The organism is Saccharopolyspora sp. NPDC002376, assembly GCF_053593195.1.
This window is the reverse complement of sequence record NZ_JBSFBZ010000047.1, coordinates 1-21181: the sequence shown is the minus strand read 5'-3', so window position 1 is coordinate 21181 and position 21181 is coordinate 1. Positions and strand designations below refer to the sequence as shown.

Annotated in this window: 18 protein-coding genes; 4 read left to right on the top strand and 14 right to left on the bottom strand. The window is 67.7% G+C overall.

All coding sequences use genetic code 11. The features are described 5' to 3' along the window. The first annotated feature begins 4 nt into the window (after positions 1–4). On the top strand, positions 5–322 hold the full coding sequence (locus ACWCO2_RS26670) for a zinc ribbon domain-containing protein (RefSeq protein WP_450130514.1): 318 nt from the start codon (positions 5–7) through the stop codon (positions 320–322). Here ACWCO2_RS26670 and ACWCO2_RS26665 read toward each other — a convergent pair. The 4 genes from ACWCO2_RS26665 to ACWCO2_RS26650 form a co-directional block, all read right to left on the bottom strand. Further along, on the bottom strand, positions 319–1488 hold the full coding sequence (locus ACWCO2_RS26665; protein WP_450130513.1) for an ATP-NAD kinase family protein: 1170 nt from the start codon (positions 1486–1488) through the stop codon (positions 319–321). The two genes, ACWCO2_RS26670 and ACWCO2_RS26665, sit on opposite strands and share 4 nt — an antisense overlap. A 128-nt stretch (positions 1489–1616) precedes the next feature. Beyond that, positions 1617–2009: a VOC family protein gene (locus tag ACWCO2_RS26660; RefSeq protein ID WP_450130512.1), complete on the bottom strand. Its 393-nt coding sequence runs from the start codon at positions 2007–2009 to the stop codon at positions 1617–1619. Between the two features lie 116 nt (positions 2010–2125). Continuing rightward, a complete protein-coding gene (locus ACWCO2_RS26655; RefSeq protein WP_450130511.1) occupies positions 2126–2329 on the bottom strand; it encodes an aldehyde dehydrogenase family protein in 204 nt (67 codons plus the stop codon). 210 nt (positions 2330–2539) lie between these two features. Next, entirely contained in the window at positions 2540–2980 is a 441-nt protein-coding gene (locus ACWCO2_RS26650) for a hypothetical protein (RefSeq protein ID WP_450130510.1), read from the bottom strand. A 200-nt stretch (positions 2981–3180) separates the two neighbouring features. On the opposite strand from ACWCO2_RS26650, the gene ACWCO2_RS26645 reads away from it, so the two are divergent. Further along, positions 3181–4590 carry a phytoene desaturase family protein gene (locus ACWCO2_RS26645; protein ID WP_450130509.1) on the top strand — a complete coding sequence of 470 codons (1410 nt, stop codon included), beginning with the start codon at positions 3181–3183 and terminating at the stop codon, positions 4588–4590. Between the two features lie 43 nt (positions 4591–4633). On the opposite strand, the gene ACWCO2_RS26640 is transcribed toward ACWCO2_RS26645, so the two are convergent. Further along, entirely contained in the window at positions 4634–6199 is a 1566-nt protein-coding gene (locus ACWCO2_RS26640) for an alkaline phosphatase D family protein (protein WP_450130508.1), read from the bottom strand. Between the two features lie 453 nt (positions 6200–6652). Between ACWCO2_RS26640 and ACWCO2_RS26635 the strand changes: the two genes are divergently transcribed. Next, positions 6653–8521 carry an HSP90 family protein gene (locus ACWCO2_RS26635; protein WP_450130507.1) on the top strand — a complete coding sequence of 623 codons (1869 nt, stop codon included), beginning with the start codon at positions 6653–6655 and terminating at the stop codon, positions 8519–8521. A 53-nt stretch (positions 8522–8574) separates the two neighbouring features. After that, entirely contained in the window at positions 8575–11370 is a 2796-nt protein-coding gene (locus tag ACWCO2_RS26630) for a hypothetical protein (protein WP_450130506.1), read from the top strand. 100 nt (positions 11371–11470) lie between these two features. Here ACWCO2_RS26630 and ACWCO2_RS26625 read toward each other — a convergent pair whose 3' ends face one another. The 9 genes from ACWCO2_RS26625 to ACWCO2_RS26585 all read right to left on the bottom strand — a co-directional run bounded on the left by ACWCO2_RS26625 (position 11471) and on the right by ACWCO2_RS26585 (position 20915). After that, positions 11471–12445: a methylmalonyl-CoA mutase family protein gene (locus ACWCO2_RS26625; RefSeq protein WP_450130505.1), complete on the bottom strand. Its 975-nt coding sequence runs from the start codon at positions 12443–12445 to the stop codon at positions 11471–11473. 332 nt (positions 12446–12777) lie between these two features. Continuing rightward, a complete protein-coding gene (locus ACWCO2_RS26620) occupies positions 12778–13416 on the bottom strand; it encodes an HAD family hydrolase (RefSeq protein ID WP_450130504.1) in 639 nt (212 codons plus the stop codon). Then, positions 13413–14501: an ABC transporter ATP-binding protein gene (locus tag ACWCO2_RS26615; protein ID WP_450130503.1), complete on the bottom strand. Its 1089-nt coding sequence runs from the start codon at positions 14499–14501 to the stop codon at positions 13413–13415. The genes ACWCO2_RS26620 and ACWCO2_RS26615 overlap by 4 nt, the downstream gene beginning before the upstream one ends. Further along, positions 14498–15772, bottom strand: a complete 1275-nt coding sequence (locus tag ACWCO2_RS26610) for an extracellular solute-binding protein (RefSeq protein WP_450130502.1) — start codon at positions 15770–15772, stop codon at positions 14498–14500. The genes ACWCO2_RS26615 and ACWCO2_RS26610 overlap by 4 nt, the downstream gene beginning before the upstream one ends. A 31-nt stretch (positions 15773–15803) precedes the next feature. Then, positions 15804–16631 carry a carbohydrate ABC transporter permease gene (locus tag ACWCO2_RS26605; protein ID WP_450130501.1) on the bottom strand — a complete coding sequence of 276 codons (828 nt, stop codon included), beginning with the start codon at positions 16629–16631 and terminating at the stop codon, positions 15804–15806. Then, complete coding sequence (locus ACWCO2_RS26600; protein ID WP_450130500.1) at positions 16628–17503, bottom strand: carbohydrate ABC transporter permease; 876 nt, start codon at positions 17501–17503, stop codon at positions 16628–16630. Before ACWCO2_RS26600 ends, ACWCO2_RS26605 begins: the two co-directional genes overlap by 4 nt. Continuing rightward, positions 17500–19599 (bottom strand): outer membrane protein assembly factor BamB family protein, encoded by a 2100-nt coding sequence (locus ACWCO2_RS26595; RefSeq protein WP_450130499.1) that lies wholly within the window; start codon positions 19597–19599, stop codon positions 17500–17502. Before ACWCO2_RS26595 ends, ACWCO2_RS26600 begins: the two co-directional genes overlap by 4 nt. Before the next feature lie 24 nt (positions 19600–19623). Beyond that, positions 19624–20553 carry a MurR/RpiR family transcriptional regulator gene (locus ACWCO2_RS26590; protein WP_450130498.1) on the bottom strand — a complete coding sequence of 310 codons (930 nt, stop codon included), beginning with the start codon at positions 20551–20553 and terminating at the stop codon, positions 19624–19626. Between the two features lie 206 nt (positions 20554–20759). Then, positions 20760–20915: a hypothetical protein gene (locus ACWCO2_RS26585; protein ID WP_450130497.1), complete on the bottom strand. Its 156-nt coding sequence runs from the start codon at positions 20913–20915 to the stop codon at positions 20760–20762. Positions 20916–21181 lie beyond the last annotated feature (266 nt).

Sequence of the window (21181 nt, the reverse complement as noted above, 5' to 3'; positions counted from 1 at the left end):
GTCGATGGTGGAGTACAAGTGCGCTTGGTACGGGCGGGAGCTGGTCGTGATCGACCGCTGGTTCCCCTCGTCCAAGACGTGCTCCGGCTGCGGCAAGCTCACCGAGAGCATGCCGCTGTACGTCCGTGAATGGATGTGTGGCGGCTGCGGTGCCCGGCATGACCGGGACATCAATGCCGCGCGCAACATCGTGGCCGCCGGGCTGGCGGTGTCGGCCTGTGGAGCTGGTGTAAGACCTCAACGGGAAACCTCCCGGACGGGGCGGTCGGCTGTGAAGCAGGAACTTTCCGGTGTGAGCCGGAAGGGAATCCCCGCCCTTTAGGACGGGGAGTGGTCAACGGTGGCTTCCTCCGTCTCGCTCGGTGGAACGCGCCACGAATCAACCCCGGTGGCGCCCTCGGGAACAGTGGGGGAGTCGCTGCGGAGCAGCCCGCGCCGCGCAGCCGTGTCGAGAACGGTCTGGACGTCGAGCACGAGCGGACCTCGGTTCGTCAGTCGCACGGTCACCGCATCGCCCGGCCCGAACTCGCACTCGCGTTCGCCGTCCAGAGCGACCGTGCCCGCGGGGACGGAGCTGACGACCGGTTCGCCCAGCGGGAGGCGGTGCACGGCGGAGACGTCGAGGGCGGTGAGCTTGCCCGGGGTGATCGGCGCCAGCACGCGGTACTGCGGCGCGGATTCGGTGGCGAAGTGCACGGCCACCCCGTGCGGTTGCTCGCGAGTCGTGGGCAGCAGCTGCCCAGCGATGCTGGACAGGCCGATCGCGTGCGGCTCGGCGAAGGCGCAGTACAGCTCGCGCAAGGTCTCGGGCTTCCACAGCGCCCGCGCACCCACCTGCGCGCTCGCCGACACGCACACGTCGACCAGCGCCAGCTCGGTGGCGGTGCCGCACTGCACTTCCAGCACTTTCGCCTGCTGCGTCGCGCTGCGCACGTCGATGTCTCCGCGCGCGACCAGCGCCGCCGCCACACCGGCCACCGTCGCTTCCCACATCTGGGGGAAGGCGTTGTTGGTTCCGGTGCTCAGCGGGAGCAGCGGTGTCCCGCCCACCTCGCTCGCGGCGGCCCGGACAGTGCCGTCGCCGCCGAGCACGATGATCACGCCCGCGCCTTCGGCACGCATGCGGCGCACGAGCTGCTTGGTGTCCTCGGCGGTGCCGGTCAGGGGGTCGAGCTCGCAGAAGGTCAGCTCGGGCCAGTGGTCCGTCTGGGCGGAGTGCTGCTGGGAGCCCCGCAGCACGCTGGCTGCTACGCCGAAGTCGTCGGTGGAGACCAGCACTCGGCCGAGGCCGAGCGCTCCGGCGGCGGCGACCATGCGCAGCACCATGTTGGCCTTCTCAGCGTTCGGGAACACCGACGCCTGCGCCACCACGCGCCGGATGTCCCGGCCTGAGAGGGGGTTGACGATCACCCCGATCGCCGCGTCCCGGCTGCTCGCCGTGACCGGTTGCCGGGGGTGGTGACCGTTGTTCGAGCCGCTCTGCGCCACGACCGCCTCCCGCTACCCGCCGGTAGCCGCGATGTGTAACTGGGGTCACATCGCGGACCCCTCCAGCAGACGCTCCGGGATCTCGTGCGGCAAGGGTTGCAAGGGGTTGCAGCTCGGATGGGCGGTGCTCAGCGCGGGCCGAGGAGGTCCCAGCGGTTGCTGGCGATGTCCAGGAACACCGCTATTCGGCCGTAGGGCTCGGTGCGAGGTTCGGTGACGAACTCGACGCCTGCTGCCGACATCCGGTTGAAGGCTTCGTCGAAGTCGTCGACCTGCAGGAAGAACCCCACTCGGCCGGCTACCTGGTCTCCGACGGCGGCGGACTGGCGGTCGCCGTCGGCTTGGGCGAGGAGGATGCCCGTGCTGGCGCCAGGTGGGCGGACCACGACCCAGCGCTTCGGACGGCCGTCGTTGGTGAGCGAAGGGGAATCTTCGGCGAGCTCGAAGCCCAGGGAGTGGACGAAGAAGTCGATGGCTTCGTCGTAGTCGGCGACGATGATCGTGACGAGGTCGATCCGCATCCGGGCGAGCTTAGGCCGGGTTTCGACGAAGAGTTCTACCCGCAACGGCCACGCCCGTGGAATGCGCAATCGACCGGCTCAAGCGCAACCGCGCGGTCGCCGCCCGCCTGCGCGAATCACCGCCGGACGGGTCGGCGGTGGATCGACTTGTACGCGAGGTATGCCGAGAGCCCCTCGATCCCGTATTCCACGCCGAGACCGGAGTCATGTCGTCCGCCGAAGGGTGCGCTGTGGTTGGAGGCGAAGAAGTTGATCCCGACCGAGCCGGTGTCCATCCGCCTGGCGACCTCCAGCGCCGCGTCCTGGTCGGTCGAGAACACCAGGCCGCCGAGCCCGAAGTCGGTGCCGTTGGGCCGCCGCGACGTCCTGCTCCGTGGCGTCCGGGACGGACCCCCAGACCTCCTCGGTCACCGGGGCCACGACATCGGTGCGCGCGGTGCCGGTCGACAGGGTCCAGGCGCCGTCGACGTAGTGGTCGTCGACGTGGGCCCACGGCAGCTCGAGCCCGGTGCGGACGTCGGCGGTGGTCGTCATCGCAGGACTCCCGTCTTGAGCAGCCGATTCGAGCGCTCCAGCTCGATGGTCGCCAACGTGATCGCGGCCTCGGTCAGCAGTTCCGGCACGATCTCGGCGGCGAGCCGGTCGCAGTAGCGGGCGGGGTCCATCTTGAACCAGCTGGAAGCCAGCGCGATCCCGGCGTGGTCGAACCGCCAGAGCCGGTCGGCGTCGCGGACCAGGGCGTCTTCCAGCGACGCCGCCTCCTTCGGATCGGGGCTCGGCCGATGGTCCCCGCGCTCCGGCGAGCAGTCGAGCTCGTCCGCATCCTCGACCAACGCATCGTCGGAGGACAGGCCTTGTTTCCTCGAATCACGCCCGCCGATGCTTTCGATGATCGTCTCGGTGCGCGCCGCGTCGTGCTGGCCTGGTTCTCGCCAGCGTGCTGCAAGGGGAGCATCACCCCATTCCAGCAACCCACTGGACGCGAAGAAACCCCGCCGCTTTCATTGAACGGAAGTGGTCCCCCTGCCGGGGGCCAGTTCCAGGCAGAACCGACGGAGGTCACCACTGCTGGAACGCAGGTGATACCGGCAGGTCCAGGTTCTGCGGCGAGTCGCTGGTGCGGCGTTGCGCGCGCTACTGTCGGTCGCCGAGGTGCGGTGGGGAGTTCGGTATGAGCACGGCGGTTGTGGTGGGGAGTGGGCCGAACGGGCTCGCCGCTGCAGTGGTCCTGGCCCGGGCGGGTGTGCAGGTCACCGTGCTGGAGGGAGCTGACGAGATCGGCGGTGGGACCCGGACCGTTGAGGCGATCGTGCCGGGGTTGCTGCACGATCAGTGTTCGGCGGTTCATCCGATGGCCGTTGGGTCGAGTTTCTTGCGGTGTCTTGACCTGATGCGTTACGGGCTGGAGTGGCGGCTTCCCGAGATCGACTGCGTGCATCCGCTCGACGGCGGCAGCGCCGGGGTCTTGCACCGCTCCGTCGCTGAGACTGCCGCCGGACTCGGCGATGACGGTCGCCGGTGGTCGCAGCTGTTCGCAGGGCCGGTGACCGGTTACGACCTCCTGGAGAAGGACGTCCTCTCGCCGCTGTTGCATGTGCCGCACCACCCGTTTCGCCTCGCCCGCTTCGGGATTCCCGCGTTGATGCCTGCGTCGATGATCGGGAAGACCTTCGCGGGGGAGCAGGCGAAGGCGTTGTTCGGTGGTGTGGCGGCGCACGCCTTCCGGCCGTTGGAGCGGCCGTTGAGCGCCAGCATCGGGCTCGGGATCCTGACCGCGGGGCACCGGCATGGCTGGGCAGTTGCGGCCGGAGGATCCCGGGCGATCACCGATGCGTTGGCCGGACTGCTGATCGACCTGGGTGGCGAGATCGAGACCGGAGCGCTGGTGCGCTCCGCCGCTGACTTGCCGACGGCGGGTGTGACGATGTTCGACCTCGCTCCAACTGCGGTGGCAAACATCCTTGGCGACCGTCTGCCCACCCGGATTGCTCGGGAATACCGGCGGTTTCGCTACGGGCCGGGAGTGTTCAAAGTGGACTTCGCGGTTGAGGGTGGCGTGCCGTGGACGGCTGAATCAGCGGGCCGGGCCGGAACCGTTCACCTCGGCGGTACGTTCGCTGAGATCGCTGCGACCGAGCGGGAGATCCACGTCGGACGGATGCCGGAGCGGCCGTTCGTGGTCGTCGGGCAGCAGTACTTGGCCGATCCGCAGCGCTCGGTGGGCGACGTTCATCCGGTGTGGAGCTACGCCCACGTGCCCAACGGCTACACCGGCGATGCGGCCGAAGCCATCATCGCGCAGATCGAGCGCTTCGCCCCCGGCTTCCGGGAGCGGATCGTCGGCACCGCGGTGCGCACCACGACCGAGTTCGCCGAGCACAACCCGAACTACGTCGGGGGCAACATCATGACCGGGGCAAAGGACGCCCGGCAGCTGCTGCTCGGGCCGCGCACGACGCTCAACCCCTACGACGTCGGGCTACCCGGCCACTACATCTGCTCAGCCGCCACTCCGCCCGGCCCAGGCGCCCACGGCATGTGCGGAGTCCACGCCGCAACGCGAGCCTTGAAACTCCTCTGACGGCCGCGGGGTGGCGGTTTCGGGGAAACCGCCACCCCGACTGTCAGACGAGGTTCGCGCCGGGGTTGCCGTCGTCGATCACGAAGCGGGCTCGGTCTCGGATGGGCGAGCCGGGCTTCTCCACGTAGTCGAGGACGCGGTAGTCGGCCGTCCACGACGAGGGCGTGATCGTGTTGCGGACGTAGCCGCGGTGCCGGTTGATGAACTTGATGTGCGGGTTCTCCTGCAACTGGACCGCGTCACCGGGGTTCTGCTCGACGCCGTCGCCGTTGGAGGTGATGGAGGTGCCGACCAGTTCGGTGGCCACCGTCGCCGAGGACGGGTCGTCGAAGTCGGCCTTGACGTCGCAGACGTAGTTGGCGTGCACGTCACCGGTGATCACCACCGGGTTGGACACCTGGGCCAGGCGGTCCCGCACCAGGTTGCGCTCGGCGACGTAGTTGTCCCAGGCGTCGTCGCTGAAGGAGTCGTCAGGGCCCGCGGTGAAGTCGCGCTGCGAGAAGAACACCTGCTGCGCCAGGACGTTCCAGCGCGCCGTCTGACCGCCGAGGTTGTGCAGCAGCCAGTTCCGCTGTTCGGCGCCCAGGATCGTGCGTTCGGGGTCCAGTCGCTTGTCCCGGTCCTGGAAGTCGCGGTACTGGCGGGTGTCGAGCAGGTGGAAGTCCACCAGGTCGCCGAAGGTGAGCCGCCGGTACAGGCGCATGTTCGCGCCCCAGAGGTGCTGGGTCTCGCGCAGCGGCATGTTCTCGTAGTAGGCCTGGAACGCGTCGGTGCGGCGCTTGCGGAAGACCGCCGGGTCCTGGTCGGGCTCGCCGTCCGGCTTGGAGCGGTCCCCGGCCCAGTTGTCCTCCACCTCGTGGTCGTCGAAGACCACGACCCACGGGAACGCGGCGTGCGCGGCTTGCAGATCCGGGTCGGTCTTGTACTGGGCGTGCCGGGTGCGGTAGTCGGCGAGGTCGTAGGTCTCGCGTGCGGGCGCGTGCGGGCGTCCGACGGTGCCTGCCGCGCCGCCTTCGTAGATGTAGTCACCGAGGAAGGCCACCAGGTCGAGGTCCTCCTGGGCCATGTGCGAGTAGGCGCTGAAGTGGCCGACCGGGAAGTTCTGGCAGCTGGCGAAGGCGAAGGAGAACCGGTCGAGCTGCGCGCCGGAGCGCGGGGCGGTCCTGGTGCGGCCGACCGGGCTGAGCTCGTTGCCGACCCGGAAGCGGTAGTAGTACTCGGTGGCCGGCTTGAGGTTCGACGGCTCGACGTGCACGGAGTGCGCGAACTCCGGCCGGGCCTCCTCGGTGCCGTCGGCCACGACCTTGCGGAAGCCCTCGTCCTCAGCGATCTGCCACTGCACCGGCACGATCCGGTCCGGCATCCCGCCGAGCCCGTCCTCGGCGAGCGGATCCACGGCCAGCCGGGTCCACAGCACGACGCCGGTCGGCAGCGGATCTCCCGATGCCACGCCCAGCGTGAACGGCGAGCGGATCGGCCCACCCGCGCCGGGCAGGGCGCTCGCGGTGGTGCCGAGACCGGTGCTGGTCAGCGCGGCCGCGCCGAGCGCTGCCGTGCCGGCTAACAGGATTTGGCGGCGGGATGGGGTAGTGCCGGAACTCTCTGTCATGCTTCCCCTTGTGGGCCGTGCGCGGAGGTGCCGCGCGGAAACGGTGAAGTCCGATGCACGGTAGATCCGGTAGATGGCCGCTGGGCGAACCGATGTTGACCCTTCGATGTACGCGGACGTGATCGTCGCGCGCATCACCCTCCAATGTGTACGGAGTGTGTTCGGTGAATGGACGCTGCGTGCATTCGGTTCCGATTCCGTCGGCATTTCCGCTCGCGTGATTTTCCTTCACGCTTTTACCAAGTGTTGCGTGATGAACTCGTTACGCTGCGGGAAATCGTCATCGGGGTCGGATGCGGCTACCTACGTTGGTCGGTGTGGTGGTCGCGAAAACCTTTCTACCAGGGACGATTCGCTTGCGATGCCGCTGGTTGCGGGCATCGGGGAATCGCGGAGTTGATGATGGTATCCCGTATGATCAGGAGTGTGCGCGGTGCGGAAGGAGAATTCTGGATGAAAGACACCGAGGGCTCGCTTGCGTGCCCGTTCCAGGTGGACCTCGGTGGAGTCGTCGATCTGCTGGGCCGGCACATTTACTCCGGTTCGCACGTCTACTTGCGCGAGTTGCTGCAGAACGGACGCGACGCGATCGCCGCTCGCGCAAAGGTCACCGGACAGGAGACGCGGGGGAGCATCGAGATCTTCCCGGTCGGCACGATCCCGGAATCGCCGGAGGAGTTCGCCTTCCGCGACTCCGGGCTGGGTTTGAGTGCCGCCGAAGCCGGTGAGCTGCTCGCAACGGTAGGCCGGAGTTCCAAGCGCGATAACGTGCTGAGCCTCCGCGACGAGGACTACCTGGGGCAGTTCGGCATCGGACTGCTGAGCTGCTTCATGGTTTCCGACCGGATCGTGGTCCGCAGTCGATCGGTGCACGGGCACCCGCCGGTGGAGTGGACTGGGGCGGCCGACGGAACCTTCTCGATTCGGGAACTACCGGAGGCCGAGGCCGCCGGACTGGCGATCGGCACCGAGGTGCGGCTGTCCCCGCGACCGGACGACGCGGCCCTGCTCGCGCCGGAGAAGGTGCTGCGGCTGACCCGCCGATTCGGCCGCTACCTGCCGGTGGAGGTGCGGGTCCGGCGCGGCGACGCCGCTTGGGACACTGTCAACGAACCGGCGCTGTTCCTGCCGCAAGAGCGGCCCGCGGACGAGCGTTCGGCGGCTGCGGCGTTGGACGAGTTCGGCGAACAGCTGATCAAGCACCGTCCACTTGAGACGATCGAGTTGTCCGTTCCGGCCACGGAAACGCAGGGCGTGGCCTACGTGCTGCCGTATGCGCCGCCGCCCGGCGCGCGGCGCAGCGGTGAGCTCTACCTCGGCCGGATGCTGCTGGGCGAGGACCTCTCCGAGCTGCTGCCGGAGTGGGCCCACTTCGTGCGCTGCGTCATCAGCACGGAGGGCCTGCACCCGACGGCGTCCCGCGAGCAGCTGGTCGCCGACGAGGCGTTGGAGTACACCCGGGAGGAGATCGGCAAGGCGCTGCGGCGCTGGATCGTGCAGCAGGCCACCACCCGGCCAGCTCGGTTCGAACGGTTCGTCGCCGTCCACAGCCTGGGTCTGAAGTCGATGGCCGTGCACGACGACGACCTGGCGGCGGCGGTGCTGCCGTGGCTGACCGTGGAGACCTCTGCCGGTCGGATGACCGTCCACGACTACCTGGAGCAGTCCCGGCACGTCCGTTACGTGGAGACCGTCGACGAGTTCCGGCAGATCGCGGCGGTGGTCTCGGCCGACCACCCGGTGATCAACGGCGGCTACACCTACGAGTCGGACTTGCTGCGACGCTTGCCGCTGCTGGTCGACGACGTCGCGGTGGAGCAGGTGCAGGTCAGCTCGATCCTGGACGAGCTCGCCCCGCCGCCGATGGACGACCGGAGCAGCACGAGCGCGTTGGAGCGCCGGGCGTCTGCGGTGCTGGCCGAGCTCGGCTGCGAAGCGATGGTCCGGTCGTTCCGGCCGGGTGATGTGAGCGCTCTCCACGTCGCTGATGCCGCCGCCATCCGCCGGATCGAGCGCACCGAGGTGCGCGACTCGGCGCCCGGCGTGTGGGCGGACGTGCTGGGCGGAGTGGACGCGCTCACCGCAGGCATGCCCGGGCTCGCATCCCGCGGCACCACCGCGCAGCTGTGCTTGAACTGGCAGAATCCGATGATCCGGCAGTTGTCCAACGTGGACGATCAGGTCGTCTTCGACCGCAGCGTCCGGCTGGTCTACGTCCAGGCCCTGTTAACCGGGCACCGGCCGCTGTCGAAGAACGACCGGACCGTGCTGACCACCGCGATGAGCGACCTCATCCAGCTCAGCGTCGGCATCGCGGGCTGAACCCGGCCGTTCGCACGCAACACCACGGATTTTCAAGATAACGAGGGGACGACGTGTCCGAAGCGACGACCGAGATCGAGCGGCTGCTCGACGAGAGCGAGATGATGGCCTACGGGCCGGAGGAATCGGCGATGGTCGCCGACGCCGTCCGGTTCGCGCAGGAGGCCGGTGCGGAGGAGCTGCTCTACCGGGCGCGGATGCGCCAGATCTCCAGCGCGTCGTTGACCGGTGACAGCGACACGATGTTCACCGCGTTCTCCTGGTGCCTGGGCAAGCACGACTCGGATCCGTCGCGGTTCCCGAGCCAGATCGACGACCTCGACCTGCTCTGGTACTACAAGTGGATGGCCGAGGCGGTCGCGCTGAACCCGGCCTTCCCGCAGAGCCAGGTCGACCAGGTCCTCGACGACATGGAGCGCCGCTACCGCGCCGCCGGCGTCGGTCTTTCCGGTGTGTGGCAAGCCAAGACCGCTAACGCCACCACTGCTGGCCGCTTCGAGGAGGCAGCCGAGTTCCGGGCGGCTCGCGAAGAGCTGCCGCGCGATGACTACAGCCACTGCGAGGCCTGCGTTCGCAGCGACGACGCCGACTTCTTCCGCCGGTCCGGCGACGAGGCGAAGGCGCTGGATTTCTTCGACGAGATCATCGAGAACCGGGTGCAGTGCGGCTCGGAACCGGAACGCGCCCAGAGCAACGCGCTGCTGCCGCTGCTCCGGGCGGGCCGTGCTGACGAGGCTAAGTGGCACCACTTCCGCAGCTACCGCGCGGCGACGGCCAACGCCGACGGGTTCGGCATCGTGGCCAACCACCTGATCTTCCTCGCGGTCACCGGCAACACCGAACGCGGATTGTCCTTGCTGGAGCGGCACATCGGCGAACTGCCGAAGGACCCGCTGGATGTGTACAAGCGCTTCTACGCCTTGGTGTCCTACGGCGTGCTGCTGGACGCGGTGGCCCGCAGCGGGCACGGCGACGTTGAGATCCGGGGCAGCGACATGCCGGACGTGGCAGCTGTTTTCGGCGCCGAGCCCTCGCCGCGAACCGCGTCCGAGCTGGCGGCGGATTCCTGGCGGGGCGCGGAGGAGATCGCCGCGGCGTTCGACGCGCGCAACGGCAACGAGTACTTCGCCTCCGAGGTCGAGCGCGCTCGCGCGCTGGCGGACGAGCACTACGACCTGCCGATCGAGACCCAGGCGTTCGTGCCCACCGAGCTGGCCGAACCCGCCGCGCCGAAGACCCCGGCGGAATACCTGGATCTGGCGCAGGAAGCGGTCGTGGTCAAGGACGACCAGGACGCGGCAATGGCGCTGCTCGACGAGATGGGCGAGCTGTCGGAGCCCGAGCTGCTGCCCCGGTTCCACACCACCGTCCTGGCGCTCTGCAGGGCCCGGGAGGACCGGGACGGCGCGCTGGAGGCCGTCAAGGCTCGGATCGGTGCGTTGCGCGCCTTGGGAAAGGACCAGCAGGCCGACGCCGAGGACGAGCTCGGCCTGGCGCTGTATGCGCCGTTCAACACCGGTGATGAGGACGGGCTTCGTGCTGCGCTGGAGCAGGACCTCGATCCGGATACCAAGGTGAAGGTCCTGACCGCGCTGGCCGCGCTGCCGAGCTCCGGCGACGATCCGGACGGTGCGATCGAGCTGGCGCGGGAAGCCGTCGGCGTCGCCGAATCCGCCGAACTGGAGCAGTTGGGCAACGCCCGCTTGCTGCTGGCCCTGACGATGCTGCGCATGGGCGACCAGGAAGACGCCGCGGAAGCCCTGGACACCGTGCTGGCCTCCGACGCAGAGCGGTGCTGGCGGATCAAGGCGCTCGACGTGCGGGCCCGGTTGGCCGGCGGCATGGGCGATTTCGAGATCGGGGTCCGCGCGGCCGACGAGCTGCTGGACCTGCACACCGCGATCGGACACCGCGCCGGTGCTTCCGACGCAGCGATGCTGGCCGCACACCTGCTCGACGACCTCGGACAGTCCGAAGAAGCGGTGCACCGCGCGCAGGTCGCGGTGCGGCACGCGGAACTCGGCGACACCGATGACCTCAACACCAACCGGTACTGGCTGGGCCGGTTCCAGCTCCAAGCGGGCGAGCCCGACCTGGCGATGGAGGCCTTGGACGCGGCAGCCGCGGGCTTCGCCGGTGTCGAAGGTGGCGGAGCGCCGGCGCTCGAGGCGCGGTACTGGCTCGGTGCGGCTGCCCGTCAAGCCCAGGATCTGGGCACGGCGTACCGCGTGCTCTCCGAGGTGGCGCGTGTCGCGGAGGAGTCGGGTGACGAAGCGCTGGTGGAGCTGGCGTTCCGCGCCTACCTGGCGCTGGGCGAGCTGCTGGTGTTCGTGGAGGACTCCGACGCGGTCCGGAGCCTCGAATCCGCCCTCCGGTTGGCTCACAGGCAGGAGCAGCCCGAGCTGCTCGCTCGGGCGCTGCACCAGCTGGGCCAAGGCAAGATCAAGTTCGGCGACGAGTCGGGGCTGGCTGATCTCGACGCCGCCATCGAGGTCGGCCGGGAAGCGGGGCAGGACTGGTTCGTCGCCGACGTGATCGATACGAAGGCGCACGCACTGGCCTCGATGGAGCGCGTCGAAGAAGCGGTCTCGCACGCGTTGACCGCGGCCGACGCGTACGCCGAGTCCGGCGACGACGGTTCCGCGGCGATGTCCGAGCTAATGGCCGCCCGTGTGCTCGACGAGACCGGACGCTCCGACGAGGCGGTCAGCCTCTACCGGGCGTCGCTGCAACGGCTTTCGCTGGGAACCCCGGCCCACACCGGTGTCTCGCTGGAACTCGGCGAGATCCTGGAGAAGCTCGGCCGCACAACCGAAGCCGAAGAAGTCCGAGCCACGATCGCTGAGTGATCGAAGGTCGCCGCGGGGTGCCCCTCAGGGGAGAGGGGCACCCAGTGTCCAAAGTGGATATTGATGCGGCAAATCGATGGCCAACGCGTTTGGTGCGTTGTTAGGACCAGGTCAGCCCGAATCCGTTGTGTCCGCTGAGAAATTCCTCGAGTTGGTCAAGCGTGCCGACAAAGGTTCTCGGCTGCGCATCGCCACCAGGGGCGCGGACGTGTCCCGGCTCGAGGAGGATCCCGAGGCGATCGTCGGCAAGGTCATCTCGCCCGGCCAGCGCTTCGGCATCGGTATGCTCCTCATCATCGTGAGCGTGGTCGGCGTGTACTTGATCACGTTCAACGCGTGGGACGACGAGGGGTTCTTCCCGTGGTTCTGGAACGTGATCTGGGTGCTCTTCCCCTGGTTCTTCCTGGGACCGGCCTGGCTCGCTTGCTTCAAGGTGCTCCGGCGGCAGTCGCGCGCCGGTGATTTCGCCGCCGGTTTCGACGAGTTCCGGGCCCGCGCGGTCCGGGCCGGCGGAACCACCGAGGACCTGCGCGTGATGGTCGGCGAAAACGGCCGGGTCATCCGCATGGCCGTGGAGGTCGCCTACGACTGGCCGCGCGGCACGCAGACGCCGATCGTGGCCGTCGCGCCGCACCTGAACCTGCTGCAAACGGAGATCCCGCAGGTCGGCGCACCCGCGTACGTCTGGATCGGCCCGGACCAGCAAACGCGCGTCGTGCAGATCGCCGGAGCGGCAGCGCCCTCCCAACCCGGCGGGAACGGCCAGCCTGACGTGGACATCGCGGAATCGCTGGCGAAGCTCGCGGAGCTGCACGCCGGCGGCGCGCTCAGCGACGAGAGCTCCGACCGCCTGGTACATGCCGCCGGCGTCCTCGACGATCATTATCACGCGGAGGATCTCGTCCTCCATCTGGTCGGTGAGCCGTTCGACGTAGTACGAACCGCCGAGCGGGTCGATCACGTCGCAGAGGTGGGCCTCCTCGCGGAGGATGTTCTGCGTCGCGACGGCGATCCGCGCCCAGATCCGCCGGCCGGCGCGGAACTTCGCGATCTCCTCGAAGAACGAGATGGACACGTCGAAGAAGAACGTGAAGCGGGGCAGGATCGTGTCCGGGTCCAGGCCGCATCAGGCACCATGGCGAGATGTTCACGCAGACCAGCGACCCTGTTCAAGGCGGTCACCGAGTCGTTGACCAGATCATCGGTATGGGGCCAGTTGGTCCACAGCAGCAGGGATCAGGGCTGATGCAACAGCGGGCACGGCTCTTCTCACATGATCATCAGGATTCGACACCCAGATGATCACTGAAGACCGTGCCCGCCCCTCACCCAGCCCGACCAGGCCCTACACGACTTCGCCGGAACCGTGAGCCCCGGACTTCATGGGGTGAGGCCGCGCCGTACGAATCAATCGCGATCTCGGTGTGCTTGTGCTGGCGCTGGAAACACTGCGTCGAGCAACTGCGGAAGTGATTCGACGATTATGTCCGGTTGGGCAGCGCGTAGTGCGTCGATCGAGCAGTAGCCGCCTGCGATCGCGACTGCCGTGAAACCTGCCGCTTTCGCACAGTTGACGTCATACTCGGTGTCCCCTACGTAAACGTTGGTCCCGTCTCCTCGATTGTGGCGCAACCACTGGGTTTTATCACCGACGTCGCCGCTGACGAAGTCCAGGTAGGGATCCAGCGCTGCGGCCACTGCATCGGCGAATACGCTTTCGGTCGACGCGGCCGAGATGATTCCGAGTCGAGCGCCGCGTGCCCGCAGTGAGGCGAACACGTCCGCGGCGCCGGGTCTCGTCTCGGCCCGGGTGGCTGCCAGGTAGGCGTTCCATTCTGCTTCCGCGCGTGGGCTGTCGTTGGGGGCGATGCCGAGGTCGCGTAGGAACTCGGCCATCGGCAGCCGGAACACGTCGCGGAACTCACCGGTGCTGAGCTGGGGAAGGTCACGACGACGCAACAGTTCGTTCGTCGCGTCCCTGGCGCGTAGCGCGTCGTCCATTACGGTGCCGTTCCAGTCGAACAGGATCAGCATGGTGTCGGTCATGGCGTCAGCTCCCGCGTGGCCAACAGTTCGTCAGCGGTGCCGACGTTGCTGCCTTCCCCGTCGAATACATGCACGTTGCGCGGATCGCAGCTGACCGGGACTCGCTGTCCAGCGTGCACTGCGATGTCGTTGGCGCTGCGCGCGGTCGCCTGGAACGAGCCAAGGTCGAGGTGGACCAGCCGGGAGGGGCCGGTCGTCTCAACCAGAGCGACCGTCGCTTCGGTCTGCCAGGCCGCCCCCTCGGCCTCTGCCAGGTGCAGGGACTCGGGCCGGACTCCGAGCGTGAGATGTCCGTGCTCGGTAGGCGCCAACATGCCGAACGGCGTTTCGTAGCCGGCCTCGTCACGGACCGTGCGAAGCAGGTTCATCGGTGGGGATCCGATGAACCCGGCGACGAACTCGGTCGCCGGCCGGTTGTAGAGCTCGTCCGGTGTGCCGAGCTGTTCGATGCGCCCCTCTCGCACTACGGCGATTCGATCGGCCATCGCCATCGCGTCGAGCTGATCATGCGTGACGTGCAAGGTCGTTGATCCAGATGCCCTCAGGACGCTCGCAATCTCCACCCTCAGCGACTGTCGGAGCTGAGCGTCCAAACCAGACAGCGGCTCGTCGAGCAGCACCACATCGGCTCGCCGCGCCAGCGCGCGGGCGAGTGCGACGCGCTGACGTTGGCCGCCCGACATATGTCGCGGAAGGCGATCGAGCAAGTGGCTGATCTGCAACCGTTCCGCCACGTCCTGCACGCGAGAGGACGCCTCTTTCTTGGAGAGCTTGAGCCCGTGGCGCAGCCCGAGGGTGATGTTGGTCAGGGCGGACAGGTGCGGATAGAGGGCGAAGTGCTGGAACACGATGGCGGCGTTGCGCTTGTGCGGGGGAAGCCCGGACTGGTCGGCACCGGCGATGCGCACCGTGCCCGAGCTCGGGTCCTCCAGCCCGGCGATTAGGCGCAACAGGGTCGACTTGCCCGAGCCGGACGGTCCCAGCACGACGAGGCTCTCTCCGCTCTCGACGTCGAGATGGATACCGTCGACCGCGGTGACGTCGCCGAAGTCCTTACGGAGCCCGGAGAGTTCGATTGTGCTCATCGTCCGACGACTCCCTTGATCTTGTCGACACCGGTCGGCACCACTTCGTCGACCGGCTGGCCGTTGGCGAACTGCTGCACCATGTCCTGGAGGATCCGGTTCACCTTGGGCGTGGCGTCGCCGTGCCACCCGCCCCACTGGGTCAGCGTGCCGGTGAACTTCCACGCGTAGCCGAGCTGGGTGGCGGCGGCCGGGTCGGCAGCCAGCTGCTGCGCGGCCTGCTTGTCCACGGGAATGTAGCTTTCGGTCTTGGCGCTCTCCGCGATCACCGTCGGGTCGAGCATCGCGCTGACCACCTCATTGGCGAAGGCTGCCTTGCAGGGGTCCTTGGACAGCACCAGCCAGCCGTTACCACCGGCCGGAAGTACCGGTTGTCCGCCTTCGGGAACCGGGAAGTCGGTGATCGTCCAGCCGAAGTTACTGCCCACCTGCTTCTGGATCTTCGCTGCATTGGCCGGGGTGGATACCAGGTAGCCGAGTTGCCCCTTGGTGAACATTTCTTGCGCGTCCGGGAACCCGGCCGGATCCATCAGCTTCTCGGCGCCGAGCGCGCTGTAGATCGACAGCGCCTTCCGCCCCTGCGGGGTGTCGAAACCCGGTGTGCCGTCGGCATTCACGTAGGTCACTCCCGCGCTCTGGATGTATGCCTGGGCCACCCAGTCCGCGATCACGGTCTGCGGCAGCGACACCGGGCTTGCGCCGATCTGCTTGACCTTGCGAGCAGCCTCCAGCAGTTCGGTGGAGTTCTTCGGGGCGGCGGTGACACCGGCCTTCGTGGTCAGATCGGTGTTGGTGTAGAGCACAGGCATCGATACCTGGAACGGCACGACATACGGCTTCCCATCGACCTCGCCGATGTTGAGGAAGCGTTTGTCGTAGGTGGGCTTGAGCGCTTCGGTACTGATCGGGAACGGCTTGTACTTGTCGACCCAGAACCGAACCTGGCCCAGGCCAACCATCACCACGTCCTGTTCCTTGCCCGCGGCGATGTCGGCCACGATCTGCTGGGTCAGCGCGTCGTAGCCAGAGGCGGCGGATCTGTTGAGCTGCACGGTCAGGCCGGGGAACTTGGCCTCGACGGCGCTCTTGGCCAGCGTCGCGGCCCGCTCGCCCTGAGCGGCGAAAGTGGCGTTGACGGTAACGCCATTGGGGTTGCATTGCTCGATAGGCGCGGGCGCGGCGGCCGGTGCGGCCGTCTGCGTGTTGCCGCAGGCGCTCGTCAACAGGGCTGAGGCGGCCGCGAACACCGCGAAGCGGGTGGAAATGCGCACAGGTGTCTCCTTGATTTGTCGGTGAGGAAGGTCAGCCGGGGATCTCGCCACCTGCGATGCCTGCGATGAACCGGCGTTGGGCTATCAGGAAGAGCAGCACGATGGGGGCGGTGATGATGACGGCACCGGCCGCCAACGCCCCGTAGTCGATCCCGGTGTCGGCCTGCTGGAAGATCGCCAGGGCCTGCGGCGGGGTGTAGAGGGCGCGGTCGCGGGCGACCAGCAATGGCCAGAGGTAGTCGTTCCAGTGCGCGAAGATCGAGAAGATCGAGAACGTGGCGATGGCGGGACTGCTCATCGGCACCACCAGCCGCCACAGAATGGTCAGCGTGCCCAGCCCGTCGGCACGCGCGGCCTCCAGCAAGCTGTCCGGGATCGTCACCATGTACTGGCGCATCAGGAAGATCCCGAACGCACTGGTGGTGAACGGCAGCACGAGAGCGATCCAAGTGTTGGCCAGGCCGACCGAGCCGATGCCAAGGTACAGCGGGATCGCCGTGGCCTGGGTCGGCACCAGCAGGCATGCGAGCACCAGACCGAACAGCGCGTCACGACCTCGGAACCGCAGCTTGGCGAACGCGTAGGCGGCGGGAACGCAGGTGATCAGTTGGCAGCACAGGATCGACACGGTCACCAGCGCGCCGTTGAGCATCGCCGTGCCGAGGTCGGCCTCGTGCCAGGCACGGGTGAAATTGTCCAGTGCCAATTCCTCAGGCAGCAAGGAGATTCCGTTGAAGAAAACGGAATTCTCGGCCGCAAAGGCAGTTCGTAGCATCCAGTAGAACGGGAACACCGCCACGCTCACGGTGGTCAGCACCAGCCCCAGGCGAACAACGCGCCACAGCGTTTGCGCCGTCATCGGCCACCTCCTACGAGTGTCCGGCGGCCCAGCACGCCCACCGTGACGAGCACGACCAGCAGCAGAACGGACAGCGCGGCTGCTTTGCCGAGCTCGAAGTAGGTGAACCCGAGTCGCCAGGTCATGGTCAGCGCGGTCTCGGTGGCCCCAAGCGGACCGCCTTCGGTCATCACGTTGATCGTGTCGAAGACCTGCACCGCGTGAAGGACGGTCATGACCGTGGCGAACAGCATGATCGGCTTCAGCAACGGCAGCGTGACCAGCCGCAGCTTGGTCCAGCCGGTGACCCCGTCCGCTGCGGCCGCCTCGTGCACAGCGGTGGGAATGCTGGTCAGACCGGACAGGAACAGGACCATGGTCAGGGCGGCGCCGCGCCATACCCCCACCGCGGCCACGGTCAGCATCGCGTAGCGGTCGTCGCCGAGGTAGTTGATGGGGGCGATGCCGAGCACCGCGAGGATCTGGTTGGCGAAACCACCGCGCAGCGCGAAGATCCAGCGGAACACCACGGCCATTGCCACCAGGTTGGCCGTGAACGGGAGGAACAGCAGCGTGCGCACGAGGGTCCGGCCCCGGGTCAGCGACTCGTTGAGCAGCGCCAGAGCCAACCCGATCACAAGGCTGGGCACGATCGTCAATCCGCAATAGACAACGGTGTTCTGCAGCGCCTGCAGAACGTCCGGGTCGGTGATGATGTCCGCGAAGTTCTCCCAGCCGACCCAGGTCCAGACGACACCCGATTCGAGGCTGATCTCGAACAGACTGCCGACCAGCGCGAGTCCGCCCGGCAACAGGACGAACAGGCCGATCAACACCAGAGCGGGAGTGGTCAGCGCGGCCGCGGTGCGGCCGTCCCGGGTCGCGGCGGTCACGACAGGACCCCCAGGTCAATCGCGGTCACACTGCCGTCCACACCGACCGCGATCAGCACGTCGCCGGACACCGCGAGCGGAGCCGCGATCGGAACGCCCATCGGCAGATCCGCGCGACGCTCGCCGCTGCTGGCGTCCACCACGTGCAGCACCCCGTCCAGACCTGGCGCGACCAGCACTTCAGAGAGCAGGGTGGGTGAGGCGAACACCGGGTGCGGTGTGCGGGTGTAGCTGGTCATGGCGAACGCAGCGGACGCGTCGATTTCGGTCCGCCAGATCATCGAGCCATCCTCGCGGGAGAGCAGCATCAGCGCGTTTCCGGCGTCGGCGACCGCGATTCCATGCGGCGTCGACACCGGCGTGGCCGGGTTGAACGGCAGCGTCGTCGGAGCGGACCAGAGCGCCTTGCCGGTCTCCGCGTCGACCCGGACGGTGCGGCCCCGGGTCGGCAGATACAAGGAGCGGCTTTCCACGTCGTAAAGTGGAGTTCCGATCGGCGTGTCGCCCTGCAACCGGGATTCCGCCGGGCCCGCGGCCGACCAACGGGTCCGGCCGGTGCTCGGATCCAGGGCGATCAGACCGCTGGGCTCCGGGTGGCTGCCGACGACCAGCATGTCCTCCACCACCAACGGCGTGGCGTGGCCGACCAGGGTCTGGTACGGGGCCAGATCCCTACGTTCCCACCGCAGTTCACCGGAAGCCGCGTCCAGAGCCCGGAGGTGCGAAATGTCCCCGACCACCACGAGTCCGTCCACAATGACCGGATCGGTCCAGGCGAACAACCGCAACGGGTCGGGAGAAGGTGCTCGCCACCGTTCGGCTCCGGTGGCCCGGTCCAGGCTCACCACATCACCGACGGCCTCCACAGCGATCACCGATTCGTCGAAGAAGGCGGGCGTTGCCTTGACCGACGAGCCCAAATCCGCACACCAACGCTGGGACCCATCCTCCAAGGACAGCGCCTCGACGGCGCCGGCCGCCCGATCTTCATGCTTCACACCGATGACCACCAGGTCGCCGTCGACCTGTGCTGGAGCCCGATGTCCGGCGCCGGAAAGCTGATGGCGCCACCGGACTCCCCGCGCAGGAGCCGGGCGCGGAATCTCGGGAACCTCGAAGGTCGATCGCTCCAGCCCGGTCGGCGCCACCGCACGGGTGTGCAGTCCGATCGTGTCGCCATCCCAGGTCACGATGCGATACGACGGAGGTGAGTAATCCAGCCCCGCGAACAGCGCCGTCGGCGTGTTCACGTGCAGCGTGCCGTCGACTTCGACCACACGCGAGGTGTGCCGGTGACCGGAGAACGTCGCCAGCGGGCGGCTCGGCAGACCATCCAAAATGGAGTGCCAGGGCTGATCATGGGACAACAGCACCCATGGCGTGCCCGACGGCAAGGATTCGAGATCGGCTCGCAGCCAGGCGTCCTGCACCTCGTGGTCGATGCCGAGCTCGTGCGTGTGCCAGTCCAGCGCCACCACGTGCAACCCACCCGGCATATCGAAGGAATACCAGCGCGGCCCGAGGTTTCGCTCATACCCGGCCGGGTCCCCGGTGTTGATGACATAACCGGTGCGGCTGACCTTCATGTCGAACTGCCCGGCCATGTGGTCGTGGTTGCCGGGCAGAAGGTGCACGGGCAGCGGGCTCGCGCTAACCGCCTTGCGCACAGCCGCGAATTCCCCGTCGGTGCCGAAGTCGGTCAGGTCTCCTGTGGCGATCACCGACCGGACGTCCTCGGCCCGCTCCGGTACGGCGGTGAGGAAGTCGGCGAGCGCGTCCTGCGAACCCAGCTCGACCGGCTGCGGGTTGATCTTGGAGCTGATCCGCGGGTCGCTGACGTGCAGGTCGGAGACGTGCACGAACCGGTACGGGAACACATCAGGCTCGGGAGTGAGGATGAAAGTCACGCTCTCGGTGGTCGCCGGGACGAACCACGGCTCGGCAGTGAAACCGCTCGGGCGCGTGATGAACACGAAATTCCCGTCCGGTCGCAGGGAAAACGATCCATCGTTCGCGGTGGTGGTGGTCGTGACGCCGTCGCTGACGAGCACGCCCGGGCGAGCTCGGCCGTCGGCCGTGATGACGCGTCCGTGCATGGCAGGACCTTTCGATATCAGGGATCAAATGCGGTGCTCGGTGAGCACGCCGCCGGTGGCGGCGAGAGCGTGCGAGGAACTGTCATGCCGCAAGGCGAGCAGGACGAATATCGCGTCGAGTACGGCGAGGTGCACGATCCGGCTGGTCATCGTCTCGATGCGGTAGGAGGTCTCGCGGCTGCCAGCCACCAGCAGGAGATCAACCAGTTCGGTCAGGGGCGAACTGGCGAAGCTGGTCAACGCGATCGCGGTCGCGCCGGATTGCGCCGCCGTGCGCATGGTGGCCAGCGTCTCGGTGGTCGAGCCGGTGTGGCTGATCGCGAAGCAGACGTCACCGGGCCCGAGCATCCGGGCCGTCACGTGCTGCACGTGCACGTCCGGCGGAAACACCGCGGGGAGCCCGATCGTGGTCAGGCGGTAGGAGATGTCGGCGGCCAGCGGCGCGGAGGTGCCCACCGCCGCGAACTGAATCCGGCGCGCGGCAAGCAGTTTCTCGGCAACCTGCCCCAGCGCCTCCGGGGCGACTACGTGGGCGGCTTCCTGCAACGCGTTCGCCGTGCCGGACAGCACTTTCCGGATGACTTCCAGTGCTCCGTCACCGGCCGATACCTCGTCGAGCAGCTGCTGCTCGACGGGAATCGACCGCTTCGCCAACTGCAACTTGAGATCCTGGTAACCACGCAGACCCAACCCCTGGCAGAACCGGACGACCGAGCCCACCGAGCTTTCCGATCGGTCCGCGAGCTGGGTAACCGAAAGATCGAGGATCTCCAGCGGCTTCGTGAGCACCACCCGGGCAACCCGGCTTTCCGCCGGGGAGAACCCCGGCATCCGGGACCGGATCAACTCCAGCATGTCTGGCGAGTTCGATGCGTCTACAACCACGCCGAGGAAACTATGGGCCGATGGTGAACGCCCGACAAAGCTGAACCCAACGATGGAAAACGAATCCACATCCAGGCATTGGCTGGAACATCGCTCCGCAACCGGCTGATTACCGCAGCGCCCAGGTTCGAAGGGTGCAACTTCGGATCACCCGAATGGAGCGACTGGCCCTGCCGCGATCAGGCGCTCTTCCGGACGCCAGCGAGGTGCAGATCAACAACGGCCTCTGCTGCTGGTGGTGGTGCCCGAATCCAGATCAGATGCCCTCTTCGCGGTCAGCGGCGTTGGGCGTAGACGTGGCTGGCATGTTCCACGAGGGCGATCAGGACTTCCTTCGCCGAGCCGCGCTCGCGGATGTCGCAGAGCACGACCGGCGTGTGACCGCGGGCGAGTCGACCGTCGGGCTGGTGCCCACTACGCCGCAGTGCCACGCCGCTCCTCCATTGGCCCGGCGTCCCTGCTGTCGTCCGCTGCTCCCTCCGGCAACGGCGCTCGCGGCGACCGAGCCGTCCGCAAGGCTGCCGCCGCAACCCGCAGAGGCCGTTGGGTAACTGGGTGGTTACGCTGCGATGCTGGTTTCGGTGGTGAGGCGGTGGGAGGGTTGGCGTCCGGTGGCGTTGGACCACTGGATGTTCCGGCCGGCGAGGCGGGTGGCCATGAGGCGGATCATCGCGAGTTTGATCATGTTTTCGGAGTT